The following is a 15,581-nucleotide window of genomic DNA, read 5'->3' on the forward strand; positions in this document are numbered from 1 at the left end:
CGACCTCATTCAGAGTTCAAGGATTCTCCATTCTACTGACACACAGGGCTGCAGCGCTATCCGTTTCGGGCGCGGCGACTCGAGCTGCCTCGTGCCTCTCGGCGGGGAGCAGCTCACACCTTGTAAGACGGCGCGTGTGAACGTAGATCACGGGGTAAGGGCGGCGCCAGCTGGGATTGGAATGGTGGCATGGTCGCGTGGGCAGGACGACCCCGCCGCCGAGACGCTCTTCTCCACGCTGACCAACGTGAGCTTCGACCCCGAGGCGCTCCTCGAGCTCTGCCTGGAGTGCGGCCAGGTGAACCTCCTTGTGATGAGGATGCTCGACGAGGGCCACCGCATGCGCTTCGGCGAGCCGCAGCCGGCGATGGTCCGGGAAGGCACCGTGGCGGGGCCGGGGATCCTCGTCTCGGGGCACGATCTCTCGGACCTCGCCGAGCTGCTCCGGCAGTGCGAGGGGACGGGCGTGAGGGTGTACACCCACGGCGAGATGCTGCCGGCGCACGCGTATCCGGAGCTCGCGGGCCACCCGAACCTCGTCGGCCACTACGGCTCCGCGTGGCAGCACCAGAAGGTCGAGTTCCTGGCGTTCTCCGGGCCGATCCTGATGACCTCGAACTGCGTGCTCCTCCCGAAGGAGGCCTACCGGGCAGTGCAACGACGCCTACGGCGCCCTCCGCGTGGCCGGCGCGCTCGCCCAGGCGCTCGGCTGCGGGGTGAACCAGCTGCCCCTGACGCTTGTGCTCTCGTGGCTCGAGCAGAAGGCCGTGGCGGTGCTCCTGACCCTGCTCAGCCTGGGCGTGAAGGGCATCGTGCTCGGGCCGCGCCTGCCGGCGTTCCTCTCGCCGAACGTGCTGCGGCTGCTGCACAGCGCTACGATCTCCGGCTGACCGGCAGGGCGCCGTCGATGGACCTGCTGCAGCTCCACCGGGCGCCCGCGAGCGCCTGAGCGCCTGTGCGCGGGGTTGCCCGCGGCGCGCCCGCCGTCTGTTGGCTCAGTGCGATGTCGTGTACTTGAACTCGAGGATCGCCCCCGGGTTGTCCAGGACCGTCGTGACGCCGCCGGTCGGTCCGCTCGTGTTCCCCGTGGTGTCCGTGATGATGTAGAAGGCCTTGCGGTCCGGGCTCATCGCGAGATCGCGGTACCGGTTCGTGGTCTGGAAGAGGACGACCGGCTCGCCCTGCACGGTCTTCCCGTTCGGGCTCAGCTTCACCTGGTACACGGCGCCCTTCTTGAGGGAGGTCATCAGGAGAGAGTGATCCCACCCGCGGATGCCGTGCCCGGCAGGGTAGTAGTGGAGCGAGGAGGGCGCGATCGTCGGCCAGCAGATGTACTGGCTGAAGCCGCACGCCCAGTCGAAGAAGACGTAGTCGCTCGGGACGGTGTAGAAGGTGAGGAGCGGCTCCTTGAAGTCCGGATGGCTGAAGGCGCTCTCCAGCTGCCGCGGCACGGACTCGGGAGGAGCCCAGTCGCTCCAGAAGAGCTCGTTGCACGGCGTCGGGCTCGAGGCCGACCAGTTGTCGTACGTGTACGCCTGGTCGTCCTGGTAGCCGGCGACGTACGGCCAGCCATAGTTGTTGCCGGCCTGGATGAGGTTCAGCTCGTCGTCGCTCTTCGGCCCGTGCTCGTTCGCGTAGAGCTTGCCGCCCCGCCCGAACGTGAGGCCCTGCGCGTTGCGATGGCCGTACGAGTAGATATGGCTGCGGACCCCGTCGATCTCCGGGTTGTCCTTCGGGATCGAGCCATCGACGTTCAAGCGCAGGATCTTGCCGACGTATTTCTGCCAGTCCTGCGCCGCGACCTCGGCCGCCGTCGGCAGCTCCTGCGCGCGGTTCGGGTTGCACATCCTGGCGAACTGGTTGTTCCCCTGATCCCCGATGGTGTAATAGAGCTTCCCATCGGGCCCGAACAGGAGCCGCGCGGAGTTGTGATCGTCGCTCCCCGGCAGGCCCGTGATGACGTCGACAGGGCTCCCGAGGGTCTCGGTCACCCGGTTGTACGTGTAGCGGCGGATCTTCGTCCTGCGGTCCACCGCTGGATCTGCCGCGACGTTGTAGGTGAAGGACACGTACACGTAGTCCTTCCCTTTGTGCTTGAGCAGATCCGGGTGCAGCGCCAGGGCCAGCAGCCCGTCCTGACCTCCCGACTGGAACGCCTCCGGGATGGTGATCGCGGTCTTCTGAAGGCCGTCCTCCGGCCTCACGCGCACGACCCGCTTCCCTGTGCGCTCGGTGAGCCACAGATAGTCATCCGGTCCCCAGACGATCCGCATCGGAAACGAGAGATCCCGTACGATTTCGCGCGACGTGAAGGTCGGCTCCTCGCCGGAGCACACCTCATCGGCAGCCCCGGGATCCTCGGCGTCACCTGGATCCTCGGCCTCCTCGGCGACGATGGCCTGAGCATCGGATTCGAGCGGCTCGTCCGGGGGACCCGCCTGGCCACATCCGGTGAGACTCCACGAAGCCGTGGTGAGCAAACCAACTTGAGCCAGAACAACAGCCAGCTTGCGTGAGATAAAGGGCGACATAGGACTACCTCCCTGTCTCGATCAAGGGACTTTCACGTGTCGGTGCTGACCAGATCCCACCGCGCCATGGCGTGGCGGACGCGCTGGGAAAATCTCGGCATACAACCGGGGATTGCGAGACATCCGGTAGGGCCCTCCCCGATTAGAGTAAGGCCTTTACTATAGCAAATGTGGAGCTCGCTCGCACTGACAACGTTGATTTGCGATGTCGGTGGATGACATTGTGCGTGAACGAGCCACTGTGTCGTTCCTGGCGCGGACATGGCTTCTCCGGTCGGCTCGAAGCCCAGCGGGAGGCGCCACCGCGCGTTGCGGCGAGCGTCGGGGCGATCCATCGCTGACAGCGCGTGGCGCGGCGGAGGTGCTCTTACGAGACGAAGGCGAGCCGCCGGGACGCCGAGGAGCGCGCCCTGCTCGCTCTCGTGGCGTCGCTTGCGCCTCGGCGGCCTTCGTGTCCGGGTCGCCGTGCCAGGACGGCCGAGCGTCGCAGCGCGGCCGAGCTCGCGATGTCGCGTGTCGCGCAGCGCTCGAAGGAGCGCTGGATCTCGGTGGGGTTACTTCGTCGGCGCCGGCTCTGCGGACACGTCGAGCTTCTCGATCGAGCGCGGGGTCCCGAAGCCGGGCCCGCCGAGCGCGGTCTCGACCTTCAGATACACGCCCTGATGCCCGGAGGAGCGCGCGGCGTCGAGGAGGACGTCATTGCGGTAGAGCGTCACGACCAGCCCCGCAACGACCGACAGCGCGAGCGTCAGGCGCTGCGCCCGGCCCGTTTCGCGCGCGCGGGGCGCCGCGTAGGGCGACTCGTTGAACAACTCCGGCTCCCGCGCCTCCGGCATCCACGGCGGCGAGGTGGGCCGAGACGCTGCGAGCATCGCCGCGGGCGGCGCCTGCACCTCGGTCCGCGTCACGAGGTGAGGCGAGCTGTCGTCCAGCGCTCCGATCGGCATCGTGGCGCCGAGCGGCATCGTGGAGAACATGTTCGACGCCACCGGCGTCGGATGGTCGGAGTCCATGCTCCGCCGCGCAGGGACGCGCGGGGGCGGCGGAGGCGGGCCCCGGCGCGCCGTGCTCGGCGGAGGACCCTGGACCTGCGCCGGCTCGGGGGGCGTCGGCTCGATTCCCGCCACGACGCCGAGCGGCTGCCAGGCGGCCATCCCGGGGCGCCATATCTTCGTCGTCTCGTCGATCACGTCGAGACGGAACAGATCGTCGAGCTTGTCCAACGTGAGCACCTTGATGTCGTCAGGCGCGATCGCGACATGCCAGAGACTCTCGCGATCATCGGTTGCCGGAACGGGCGGCGCCGGGCGCCTGGCCGGAAGGGGCGGCGGTTTCATACAAAGTCCTCCCTTGCGTCCCCGAGGATGCCACGGCGCGAGCGCACCGTACACACCGACATGAGGCCCCGCGTGCTTTCGAGACGGTGCGGATTTTTGCAATGAGTGAGGTGTGACCCGTCGCGCTGGCGGGATCCTCGCCATGTCGGTATTCTCGCCGGCGATGGCGGCGGAGCATGGAGGCAGTCATGAACATCGCGGATGAGGCGATCGCGGCCGGCAACAGCGCTGGATCGTCCAGCTTCCGACGCTGGATGCGCGTGATGCCGGCGCTCCTCCTCGTCGCGGCCGCCGCGTTCGTGGCGGCATATTACGTCCCGCTTCACCGCGCTCACGTGCTCTTGCTGGAGGAGCAGCGGAAGTCGACCCAGAGGGCCAAAGAGCTCGAACAGACGCTGAGCCAGGTGCGCGGGGAGCTCCAGGCGAAGACGGCGCAGATCGAGAAGGGCGAGGCGGAGCGGCAGCAGACCGAGGCCGCGAAGAAGTCGGGCGTCGAGCGGATCGGGCAGATCAAGGCGGAGCTCGCGGGGAAGCTCGACAAGCACGTCAAGAAAGGGGTCGCGGCGGTCGCGGTCGCGGAGGGACAGGCGTTCGTCGCGCTCTCGGAGGGCGCGGTGTTCCTCCCCAACACGGTCGACGTGAGCCCGCAGGGGCAAGCCCTCCTGTGCCAGGTCTCGGGCGCGCTGTCCGCGAGCGGCGGCGGCCAGGCGGCGCTGCGCGTCGGCGCGGTCAGCGGTCCTCCGGCCTCGGTGCCGGCCCCCTTGCAGGCCGCCTATCCGACGCCGTGGGAGCTCTCCGCGGTCCGGGCGGCGACCGTCACGCAGACGCTCCAGGACAAGTGCGCGGTGGCAGGGGCCCGGCTGTCGGCGGTCGGGCACGCCGAGCACGACCCCGCGGCCGCCGCGCTCGGGGAGACCAAGCTGCCTCCGGGGCGCGTCGAGATTTCCGTCGCGCTGCCGGCGGCCTCCGCGGACAAGTGACGGTCGCGACGGCGCTGGACGTGCGCGCCGTCACGCGCCCCCCAGGCTGGCCGCGATGATCCGGCGCAGCTCCTCCTCGACGAACCGCTGCTTCGACAGCACCGCCCGCACGCCGAGCCCGCGCAGCGCGGCCTCGCTCTGCTCCTGCGCCGCCGTCGTCAGCACCACGACCGGCACCCGGGCGAGCCCGGGCGAGCGCCTGAGCTCCGCCACCATCTCCAGGCCGCTCATGTAGGGCATCTCCAGGTCGGTCAGCACCACGTCGGGCGGCGCCGCCCGCGCCCGCGCGAGCCCCTCCCGCCCGTCGCTCGCCTCCTCCACGCGCAGGCCCATCGACCGCAGGATGCCGCAGAGCAGCTCCCGCGCGACGGGCGCGTCCTCCACGACCAGCGCGAGCGGCTCCCGCTTCTGCTCGGCGGCGGCGGTGAAGGGCGCGTCCCGCGGCGCCTGCCGGGCGTACGTGAACAGCCGCTCCACGTCGAGGAGCAGCATCGCCTCGCCGTCCGCCGTCGGCGCCACCCCGCGCACGAGCGGCGAGGTGAGGGGCATCTCCTCCGAGCGCACGAGCGCGACCAGCCGAGGGTTCTCGTAGCCGTCCACGCTCACCGCGAACAGGCCCGCGGCGTGGTGCAGCACGAGCGCCGCGTCCCCGGGCTCCGGCAGGCCTCCGTCGCCGAGCACCGCCCCGAGCGCGTACAGCGGCGCGAGCTCCGCGCCGGCGCCGCTGGTCAGGCGCACGCGCGGCCCGTCGGGGGCGCGCAGGAGCTCCTCGTCCTCCAGCAGCACGACGGAGTGCACGGCGTGCGTCGGCACCGCGCACCGGAAGCGCCCGCTGGAGATGGGGACCACCTCCTCGCCGTGCAGGTTCTTCGGCACCACGAGCACGATCGTCGTGCCGAGCCCGGGCTTCGAGTCGACCCGTACCTGCCCGCCCAGCGCGCCGATCTCGCGCGCCACGATGTCGAGCCCGACGCCCCGGCCCGAGATCGCGCCGACGCTGCGGCTCGTCGTGAGCCCGTGCGCGAACAGGTACGGGATGAGCTCGGCGTCGTCGAGGGTCGAGGCGCCCGGGACCGACGGCGCGAGCACCTCGCGCAGGCGGGCGAAGTCGACCCCGCCGCCGTCGTCCTTCACCTCGACCCGCACGGCGGCGTCGGTCTGGACAACGGTCACCGCCACCGTCCCGCGCGCGGGCTTGCCGCGGCGCGCCCGGACGTCCGCCGGCTCGATCCCGTGGTCGATGGCGTTGCGCACGAGGTGCAGCAGCGCCGGCTCGAGGCGGCGCTCCACGGCCGCGTCGAGCAGCCCCGTCCCCTCGACCCGCGCCTCGACGTCCTTGCCCAGCATGCGCGCCGCGCTCCGGGCGGCGAGCGACACCTGGTTCAGCAGGCGCTCGGTGCGCACGACCGACGCCCTCCGGACCACCTCGTCGAGCTCGCCGAGCGCGCGCCCCGCCGCGAACTCGTTGCTGGACCAGTCCGCCCGGACGGCGCCCAGGAGGCGCTCGATCTCCGCGCCATAGCCGAGCGTCTTCGCGATGCGCTCGGCAAATCGATCCACATCCGCGCCGCGGGGGTCGATCTCGACGAGCAGCGCGCGGAGCATGCGCTGGGACTCGCGGAGCCGCCGCTGGATGACCTCCCGCTCGCCGTGGAGCCGCTGGAGCTCCTGCAAGAGCGCCCCGACGGCCTCGGCGTCGAGGGCCGCGCGTTCGGTCGGCTGGGCGGGGTCGGGCGGCGCGTCGGGCTGGTCCAGCCGCGGCGGCAGGACGCTCTCGTGCACGGAATCAGGCGCCGATACGAGCGGCGGCGCGAGCTCGCCGTCGGGCGGGCCGGCGCCGCCGAGCTCCGCGCGCGCAGCGCGGAGGGTCTCCTTCACGATCTCGAGCTCGGGCGCGGCCTCGTCGCCGGGGCTCGCCGACAGGAGCCCTAGCCCCTCCAGCGCGCCGAGGAGGCTGTCGCCGGTGAGCTGCGTGGGGCGCGCGCCGCCCCGCACCGCGTCGATGACGTCCTCCGCCAGCTCGGCCAGGTCGCCGCACGCGGCGAGCTCCAGCATGTGCGCCTCGCCCTTCAGCGTGTGCAGGAGCCGGCGCAGCACCTGCAGGTTGCCGCTCTGGCCCTGCTCGTAGCCGAGCCACAGGTCCGTCGCCTGGGCCACGCGGTCCGGCATGGTCCGGTGGAAGGCGGCGACGAGATCAGCCCGGCTCCTCATCCGCGTCCGCCTCCGCGCTCTCGGGCTTGCCGGCCCTCGCCCCCAGCGGCTTGACCCGGAAGGCCTTCGCCGTCGTCTTGAGCACGTGCGACAGCTGGAGCAGCGACTCGGCCGAGCGCGTCGCGGCCACGCTGCTCGTCAGCGTGTCGTTCACCGCCCCGACGATGTTGACGATCGCCGTCTTGACCCGCGCCGTCCCCTCGCGCTGGTGGTCCACCGCGTCCGAGATCTGCGCGGCGGCCGCCGCCGTGTCGCGGGCCAGCTTGATCCCGTCCTCGGTCGCGAGCACGGACGCGTGGGAGGCCGCGTGCATGTTCGCCACGAGCCTCCGGATGTCGCGCACCGAGTCCATGACGTGCTCGGACAGGCGGCGCATCTCGGCGGCCACGAGCGAGAACCCGCGCCCCACCTCGCCGGCCTTTGTGCCCTCGAGCGCGGCGTTGAGCGCGAGCAGGTCCGACTTGTCGGCGATGCTCTGGATCAAGGACAGGATCTCGCCGATGCGGTCCGAGTGGGAGCTGACGAGGCGCGTCTGCTCCGCCGTGTGCTGGACGCTGACGAGGCTCCGCTGCGCCGTCTCGTGCACGGTGGCCGCGTCCTTCGCGATGTGATCCGCGCTGGCCGTCAGGGCCTCGACGGTCCGCCGGATCTCCTCGAGCGCCGCGTTCTGCTGGCTCGCGCTCGTCTCCTGCTCGCGCACCGACGAGAACATGCCGGCGGCGGCCGACGCGACCTCCGCCGAGGTGTTGCCGATCCGCGAGGCGAGCTCCTGGAGGCTCGTCACCATGGAGCGGAACGCGGCGAACAGCTCCCCGTCGCCGGTGATCTTGCACGTGAAATCGCCGCCCGCGACCCGCGCGGCCGTCTCCTGGAGCTCGCGCAGCTGGGTGTTCATCCGCTCGAACGCGCTGGCCATGTCCCCGAGCTCGTCGTCCGAGATCCTGAGGGACAGCCGGGCCGAGACGTCGCCGCGGGCGATCCGGTCCGCCGCCTCCTTGATGTGCGCCATCGAGCGCGTCATGCGCGCCGAGATGACCCAGGCGAGGCCCAGGCCGAGCAGCGCGATCCCCGCCGATTGCAGGGCGATGGTCCTGCGCGCGTCGGCGCGGCGCTCGGCGATCCGGTCGCTGCGCAGCCCGACGGCCAGCGTCCCGAGCTGGCGATCGCCGTTCCGCGACCGGATCGGGGCCTCGCTGACGACCACGCCGGCGTCGCCCCGGCCCCGCGCGCCCTCGGGCGCCTGCGCCGCGCCGATCGCGGCGATGCGCTGCCCCCTCGCGTCGTAGACCGACACCCAGCTCACCAGGGGATCGGTCATCGCGGTGCGCAGGGTGTCCGGGAAGGTCTCCGGCGGCTGCTCGAGGTCCATGGCCACGCCGATGGGCTCCTTCAGCATGGTGGCGAGGATCCCGGCGCGCTCGCGCAGCTCGGCCTCGCTCGCCCGCGCGGCGTGTTCGGGGATCAGCCACAGATCGAGCGCCGACAGCACGATGGCCACCGACGCGACGAGGGCGGCGATCTTCCAGCGGATAGAGCGAAAGTTGAGCATGGCGGGTGAGGGGCGGCGATGGCGGACGCTGAACGAGGGGCGCTGGATGGGCGATGGGAGATCGCGAGTCGTGAACCGTGAGCCGTGAACCTGCGAGCGGCGATGCGCGGTGTCCGGTGACGGACGTCGCGAGGGCCTCAGTCGACGATGCGGGCGAGCCGGAGGAGCTGCGGGTCGAAGCGGAGGCCGACGGCGTTGGCGTGCTTCACGTTCAGCAGGAGCTCGGGCTTCGCGCCCGAGAGCCCCACGGCGACGGCGCAGCCGCGCTTCGTGTCGTCGCCGTCGCCGCACACGACGATGCGGACGACGGCTCCCTCGCGCGACGGGATGTCCGGGATGGCGGCGGCGAGCCCGCGCGCCACATAGACCACCTCGGCGCCGGCGGCGCGCAGCGCCTCCTGCAGCTGGGCCCTTCCGCTGTACGTCACGCGCAGGACGGACGCCGGCCGCTTGGCCACGGTCGTCTTCGCGGCCAGCCTGGAGAGCACGGCCGCCATCGCGCTCGCGTCCTCCGCGCTCGCGCCTGACTCCGCCCCGACGACCGCGAGCACGGCCGTGCCCGCGCGGCTCGCGAACCCGCTCTCGTAGCCGATCGACCGCAGGAGGATGGCGCCCCGCAGCTCGTAGGGGACGGAGGCGGCAGAGCGGCTCTCGGTGCTCACGGTCGTGAAGAGCGCCGCGGCCATCAGCATTCGAATCGACGAAATCGGAGACACCATGTTCCGCTGGCGAGCTGTGTACGATCGCGGACGGATCCTCGACGAGCGTGGCATCAGGCGACCGCGGTCCCCACGTCAGCGTTCCTTGCCGGCGAGCCGCTTGACCAGGGCCGGCAGACGATCGAGGTGGCGCTTCGAGAGGACCGCGTCCGCCTGGACCTCCAGCTTCAGCTGTTCGAGCTCCCGCTCGGAGTGTCCGGACATCAGGATGACGCTGAGCTGCCCGAGCCGCTGGTTCTTCCGGAACAGGGTGAGCAGCCGGTCCCCACGGATGGTGGGCATGAAGACGTCGAGGACGACGATGCGCACCTGGTGCCGCACGATGGCCTGCGTCGCCCCGATGGGGGAGGGGAGCGCGAGCACCTGAAAACCGGAGGAGCGCAGCACGCGAGACACCTCTTCTCGGGCGATCTCGCTGTCGTCGATCACGAGCACAGGCGCGTTTGCCGGCGCGTTTGTCAGCGTGCTCGCCGGCGCGCTCGCCGGCGACCGCGACAGCGGAGCCGCGCTCGCCGGGGACGCCTCATCGGCCGAATCGAGCGGCGGTCTGGCCCTGGGCGCAGGTGATCGGGAGCTCGGAACGCTCATGGATTCGACCAGATGCCCTGAGCTTCGCGCGTCGCCACGAAGGGCCGAGGCGCAACGTCGGAAGCGTCGACCAGGTGGGTCACGTCGAGGAAGGTCACTGCTCCCTCGCTGGTGTCGACGACAGCGTTCGGCACGGGCTCCCCGAACACCTCGACCGCGGCGACACACCGCGTCTTGCCGGCGGGCAATCCCAGGTAGCCGCGCGCAGCGCGGCAGACGACGATGCGGAGCGGGGTAGCCGCCGGCTCCGCGGGGGCGGGCGACACGATCACGATGATCCTCCCCCGGTCCTGGAGGATGCCCATCACCCGGGGGCCTGTGCGCGGCAGCGGCAAGGGGGTGCGCCACGCGATCACCTCTTCCACCTGCTGCGCCCTGAGCGCGAAAGTCACCGCGCCCATGTCGAAGAGCAAGAAATCGACAACGGCCCTCTCGCGCAGGCCCTTGTCCGGGGCGTCGTCGAGCAGATCGTGAACCTGGCTCATTGCTTCGGACAAGGTGTCCTCGATTTATCACAAGGGCAGACGCCGGGGAGGTGCATTCGTGTCGGGCTGCGCGGTGTCAGGAGATTTCTGACGTCGATTCTGCTGTCGCTGTCGTGCGCGCGGCGTTCGCGTGCGCGCCGCCTTCCCGCGCAGGCCGGCGGCGTCAGTAAGACGCCTCGACCGAGGCGCCCACGTAGGGGCGACCGGTGGTGATGATCAGCCGGTGCGAGTCGTAGGACGGTGGAGGGACCTTGTTGAAGGTGAGGTTCTTGCCGAACACGGAGACCCAGACGCGCTCGAGCGGCGAGAAGGATACAGCGGCGTCGAGGTTGAACGCCGATCGCGCCGCCATCCGATCTCTGGGCGGCAAATCGTCCGTGTCGTGGGCGGGCGCGTCCCTGGAGCCGTGGCTGTTCATGCCAGTCCGGAAGGTCGCGGCGAGCCCGGCGGTGAACCGGCTGGCGCTGTAGCTCAGGTGGCCTTTGACGAGGTGGATGGGGTAGTTGGCCCAGGTCTCGCCGTCCCAGTTGGTCAGGATGTTGAGGTCGCTCTCGGGGCCGAACGGCTTCGACACGCTGTACCAGAGGTCCCCCGCGAACCCGCCGCCGAGGTCGCCGATCGCGCCGATCTCGCCGCCGAGGGCGTCGACGTCCGCGGTGCTGTTCGAGAAGCTGCCCCACCAGCCGCCCGCGGACGGGTGCCTGGGGTTGTGGGCCACGTGGTCCTCGAAGTCCTCGGGCCGCACCTGATCCCACGACACCCAGCCGAGGGGGTTCTTGTAGCGCTCATAGAAGACCGCGACGTCGAGGGCGAGGCGCTCGTCGAGCAGGCCCACGACATAGTCGAGCTCCACGAGGTGGGAGGACTCCGGAACGAGCGAGGGCAGCGGCGCGATGGGCTCGTCCTCGAAGGCGGCGTTGAATTGCTCGAGCCAGTTGAAGTAAGCGGCGTCCGGGAAGCGGAAGCCCTTCTGGTAGGACAGCTTGACGTTCTGCGTGTCGCTGATCGCGTAGGCGGCCGCGACGCGGTAGGAGGGGCTGCTCACCGGCTCGGGCTCGCGCGAGAGGCCCCCGCGGAGGTTCAGCTCTCCAAACTCGGTGTGATCGAAGCGCAGGCCCGCGGAGACGGTGAGATCGTGGAAGGTGGCGGTGCTCTCGCCGAAGGCGGCGAGCTCGGTCCACGAGAAGCTCTCCGGGGACTCGAAGGCGGTCCCGTAGAGCCGTCCCCAGCGGGACCTCTGGCCGCTGAAGCGCTTGTGGCTCGCCGACGCGCCGATCGCGAGCTGGCTGTTCGGCAGCGCCGTCGTCTTGTAGACCGCCTTGATGTCCCGGTGCTCCTCGCCGAGGCCCCCGACCGGCAGGACCCCTGCGCCCGGGACCGGATTGGACGCCTTCGCCATCTCGTCTGCGACCCAGTCGGCTGGGACGAGGGCCGTCTCGAAGGCCGAGAAGGTCGGGACCAGCTCGACCTTGTGCTGCCTGGACAGGTGGACGTGGATCTCCGGCGTGACGGTGAATGTCCTCTGTCGCAGATGGCCGGTGTTGCTGTCGGACCACTGGCCCGCGAGCTGCTCGCGGGTCATGGCCCTGTTCGGGGCGTTGCCCATCATCGACGTCTGCGCGTAGTCGAGCCGCAGATCGACGCTGACGGGGCTGCGCTCGGAGCCGTAGCGGAAGCGGCCGAAGCCCTTGTAGCTCGGCTCGCCGAGGGCGTTGACGCGCGTGTGGCGCAGGAAGGGAGACGTCGTGACGCCGGCGTAGCCCTTGCCATACAGCTCCGCGGTGTTCGGCCGGGGCGCCTGGGGCAGCTCTCCTTCGTTGTCGGCGTGGCCGAAGTAGAGGAAGCAATCGGCGTTGTGCTTCTCGCTGAGCAGGCCGCCGTAGCTGACCTCCAGGGTGCGCGTGTCGCCGGAGGCATACGACGCCTTGCCCCAGAGCCCGGGGCGGGTGATCCCCGTGGGCCTGAGGACGTTGACGAAGCCGCTGATCGCGCCGGAGCCGTGGACGATGGCGCCGGGGCCGAGGATCACCTCGACCCGCTCGATGTCTCCGGTGAGGGGCACGGCCAGCGTGCTCCCGATGGCGCCGAAATGGGCGCGCATGTTCGTGTTCACGCCGTCGACCATGACGAGCGTCTTGGCGTTGTTGTCGATGAGCACGCCGCGCACGCCGATGAGGCGCGAGGTGCGCTCGTGCTCGCCGATCAGGACGCCGGGCTGGTGGGCTTGCAAGAGGTCGTCGAGCGAGCGGACGGCGTAGAGCTTCAGCGTGCGCGCATCATAGAGGCGCGCCTGACCGGTCGACGTCTTGCTCTCGGTCTCGAAGAAGCCAGTCGACGAGACCTTCACGTTGAGCAGCTCCTCGAGATCGAGCGAGAGGAACTGCCCCTGACCGCCGTCATCGCCGCTGGCCAGCGCCTCGCTCCCCGGGGTCTGCGCCCAGGAGGAGCCCGCCGCCCCGAGAGGGCATAGCAGCGAGCAGAGGAGCAAAGCCGACTTGCGCATCGATTCCCCACGTTCGAACGCCGGGCAGGGCGCACAGGATCGGGGCGAGCCGGTGGCCCGAGGTCCTGGTGCACGCCTGGACCGCCGGCCATGGCGGTGCACGGCGGCGCCAGCGGGCGCGCGCCGCCCGGTCTCCCCCACGAGTCTGCAACGGATCTGTTCGCTGACTTGCTGTATTGCGCGAACATCCCGATGTTACACGAATACCCGGATGCGTCAACGGCTGTCCTGAACGCTCGACGTGGAGCGCCGCGAGCCCGCCGGCGCGCTCTCGACTCTCGAGAGCGCATCTTGGGAGCGGGAGTTGCACCCGGGGCGCGACTCGACGGGAGTCGATGTGAGAAGGTGTGGTGTTCCCCGGTGGGCGGGCCGCGCGGGGGGCCGGCGTCAGCGCCCGGTGATCCAGTAATGGAAGGCGTGGAATCCAGCGCCGCGGCGCAGGGTGATCGCGATCGGCGCCGGCGTCGAGAGGCGCGCGGCGGGGAGGGGCAGCGCCCGCTCCACCCACGGTCCGCGCGGCACGTCGATGGTGCCGATCGCCTGGCCCGCCACGGAGACGGCGAGCTCGGCGCCGTCGTCCGAGGCCACCCGGAGCACGAGGTGCGCCTCGGCGGGGAGCGCCGCGAGGTGGGCGACGAAGCGATCGGCTGTCCGGTGGTAGCGGCCGCCGTCCGCGAGCTCCGTGCGCGTGAGGTCGAGCTCCCCTGGCGCGCTGCTCTCGGGCGCGGCGAGCGCGATCGCCATGTTGCGCTGGTCCGCGAGCGGATCGAGCGCATAGGCGTGCGCCGCCTCGGACTCGAGGTCCGAGACGTCGAGCTCGTCGAGGATCCGCTCGCCGGGCACGGACCGCACCGGCAGCGCCCCTGAGCCGAGGAGGTCCCAGCGCGCCTCGTAGGCGATCATCGTGGTGCCGCCGAGGATGGCCTGGTCCTCGACGGTGGCGTCGACCAGCGCGCGCCCCAGCACCGGCGCGCACGCCATCCAGTGCGGGTAGACGATGAAGTGGGTCGGCCGGCGCTCCGGGGGCAGCTTCTCGTAGTGCTCGAACCTGGAGCCGGCGCCGGCCACCCAGTAGCGCGCCTCGCCCTCGGTGGTCAGGCCCACGACGTCGAAGGTCCTGCGGCCGCTGAAGTAGGCGAGCGCGCCCGTGTCGTTGACGCCGATCCTGGCGTCCTCCGGCAGGTGCTGCGCGGCCCAGCGGCCGAGCCAGACCTGCTGCCGATCGATGGCGCGGGCGGAGTTGGCGAGGTCGCCGATGGCCCACGGCAGCCGCGCGGCCAGGGCGCCGGCGAACGCGCCGGCGAGGAGGGGCGTCACGTAGTGGAGCGAGGGCCGGAGCCGCTGGGCGGCGTCGCCGAGCTCGCGCGCGAGGCAGGCGGCCATGACGATCCACGCCGGCGCGAAGGGCCAGACGTACCGCACGCGGTTCCAGAGGAAGCTGAGGTACGTGCAGGGCAGCAGCGCGCCGAGCGCGAGGGCGCCCACGATCGCGGCGTGCGCTGGGCGGCCCCTCCGGTGCGCTGCCACGGCGAGCGCGACGGCGCCGAGGGCGATGATGGCGGCGGAGCCCTCGGGGAGGAAGACGGCCGTCCACTGGCCGCCGTCGATCACGTCGGTCACGAGCAGCCGGACGTTGTCGAGGAGCGCGGCCCTGAGCGTCGGTCCGTCGTAGTTGGGGTTGCCGATCAGCCACTTGACGGACGTCGTCGATGAGGTCGGGTGGCCCGCGAGCAGCTGGTTCAAGGCCGGGACGACGAGCGGACCGAGGAGCGGCGCGAGGGCGAGCAGGCGCCCGGCGGAGCGCGCGGAGTGCCAGAGAGCGCCGCTGCGGGAGGGGGATGGAGCGGAGAGGGGCGGCGCCGGGAGGGGCGCTTGAGGCACAGCGCGTGACGCCGAGAGGGCGAGCGCGATCGCGGCGAGCAGGGAGGCGAGCGCGCCCTCCGGGCGGAGCAGGGGCGCGACGAAGCCGCAGACGGCGAGGGAACGGGCGATCGAGGCGCTGGGCGGCTGCGCGGGCGCGCCGGGTGGCTGCGCGGGCGCGCCGGGCGGCTGCGCGGGGGCAGCGCTGTCCGTGGCGGGCTCTGGCGGTGCGGGCTCGCAGAGCGCCGCTGCCAGACGGGCGGTGCGGGTGAGGATCCAGGCGAACGCGACCGTCTCCATCCCGCTCCAGGCGAACCACGCGAACGCGGCGAACCCGGCGCACATCGCGCCCGCGCCGGCGGCGGCCGCGGGGCCGGCGAGGGGGCGCGCGAGGCGCGCGGTCTCGACGGCGAGCGCGGCGTGGAACACGAGCCCGAGCGCCCAGACCGCATAGACGAGCGAGAGATCGCGCAGGCCGAGCGCGTGGAAGGGGGCGAGCAGCACGGGCCAGAGCAGGCTGGTGGCGCCGCTCGAGTAGCCGTCGCCTGCGACGAAGCTGAAGAAGCCGCCCTCGGCGAGCCGCCGGGCGTACTGCATGTGGATGAACGCGTCGTCGAGCGGCAGGGCCGGGCGTCCGGCCTGCGCAAGGATCGCCCTGACGCAGAGCGCGCCGAGCGCGCCGCTCGCGGCGAGGGCGGGCGCATAGGGGAGGGCGCGCGCGGCGAGGGCGCGCAGCCGGGAGGGGGCCGGAGGTGCCGCCATGGGGCCCGACGCATACCACCGCGCCGCCCGGGGACAGCGATTTCGCGCGCCGGGTG

10 protein-coding genes and 1 pseudogene are annotated in these 15,581 nt (G+C 71.5%); 2 read left to right on the top strand and 9 right to left on the bottom strand.

Annotated features, from left to right (window positions below):
• Window positions 1-220: 220 nt before the first annotated feature.
• Window positions 221-949: pseudogene (locus tag WMF39_RS04270) on the top strand (hydroxylamine reductase); the annotation flags it as partial.
• 46 nt (window positions 950-995) lie between these two features.
• Here WMF39_RS04270 and WMF39_RS04275 read toward each other — a convergent pair.
• Together WMF39_RS04275 and WMF39_RS04280 are read right to left on the bottom strand one after the other, a co-directional pair.
• A complete protein-coding gene (locus WMF39_RS04275) occupies window positions 996-2,480 on the bottom strand; it encodes a glucose/sorbosone family PQQ-dependent dehydrogenase (RefSeq protein ID WP_437744272.1) in 1,485 nt (494 codons plus the stop codon).
• A gap of 605 nt (window positions 2,481-3,085) precedes the next feature.
• Complete coding sequence (locus WMF39_RS04280; protein ID WP_437744273.1) at window positions 3,086-3,754, bottom strand: hypothetical protein; 669 nt, start codon at window positions 3,752-3,754, stop codon at window positions 3,086-3,088.
• Window positions 3,755-4,056: 302 nt separating this feature from the next.
• On the opposite strand from WMF39_RS04280, the gene WMF39_RS04285 reads away from it, so the two are divergent.
• Entirely contained in the window at window positions 4,057-4,848 is a 792-nt protein-coding gene (locus WMF39_RS04285) for an OmpA/MotB family protein (protein ID WP_437744274.1), read from the top strand.
• Window positions 4,849-4,878: 30 nt separating this feature from the next.
• Here the strand turns inward: WMF39_RS04285 and WMF39_RS04290 are convergent, their stop codons facing one another.
• The 7 genes from WMF39_RS04290 to WMF39_RS04320 all read right to left on the bottom strand — a co-directional run bounded on the left by WMF39_RS04290 (window position 4,879) and on the right by WMF39_RS04320 (window position 15,525).
• Window positions 4,879-7,059 (bottom strand): hybrid sensor histidine kinase/response regulator, encoded by a 2,181-nt coding sequence (locus WMF39_RS04290; RefSeq protein ID WP_437744275.1) that lies wholly within the window; start codon window positions 7,057-7,059, stop codon window positions 4,879-4,881.
• Window positions 7,043-8,608, bottom strand: coding sequence for a methyl-accepting chemotaxis protein (locus WMF39_RS04295; RefSeq protein WP_437744276.1), 1,566 nt, complete (start codon window positions 8,606-8,608; stop codon window positions 7,043-7,045). The genes WMF39_RS04290 and WMF39_RS04295 overlap by 17 nt, the downstream gene beginning before the upstream one ends.
• A gap of 137 nt (window positions 8,609-8,745) precedes the next feature.
• Window positions 8,746-9,327 carry a YfiR family protein gene (locus tag WMF39_RS04300; RefSeq protein ID WP_437744277.1) on the bottom strand — a complete coding sequence of 194 codons (582 nt, stop codon included), beginning with the start codon at window positions 9,325-9,327 and terminating at the stop codon, window positions 8,746-8,748.
• A 75-nt stretch (window positions 9,328-9,402) separates the two neighbouring features.
• Complete coding sequence (locus tag WMF39_RS04305) at window positions 9,403-9,762, bottom strand: response regulator (protein WP_437747942.1); 360 nt, start codon at window positions 9,760-9,762, stop codon at window positions 9,403-9,405.
• Window positions 9,763-9,911: 149 nt separating this feature from the next.
• Window positions 9,912-10,400 (bottom strand): chemotaxis protein CheW, encoded by a 489-nt coding sequence (locus tag WMF39_RS04310; protein WP_437744278.1) that lies wholly within the window; start codon window positions 10,398-10,400, stop codon window positions 9,912-9,914.
• Between the two features lie 163 nt (window positions 10,401-10,563).
• Window positions 10,564-12,903, bottom strand: a complete 2,340-nt coding sequence (locus WMF39_RS04315; RefSeq protein ID WP_437744279.1) for a TonB-dependent receptor — start codon at window positions 12,901-12,903, stop codon at window positions 10,564-10,566.
• Between the two features lie 387 nt (window positions 12,904-13,290).
• Window positions 13,291-15,525: a hypothetical protein gene (locus tag WMF39_RS04320; protein ID WP_437744280.1), complete on the bottom strand. Its 2,235-nt coding sequence runs from the start codon at window positions 15,523-15,525 to the stop codon at window positions 13,291-13,293.
• Window positions 15,526-15,581 lie beyond the last annotated feature (56 nt).

Origin of the sequence: Sorangium sp. So ce1504 (assembly GCF_051521635.1) — a bacterium.
GTDB lineage: Bacteria > Myxococcota_A > Polyangia > Polyangiales > Polyangiaceae > Sorangium > Sorangium cellulosum_B.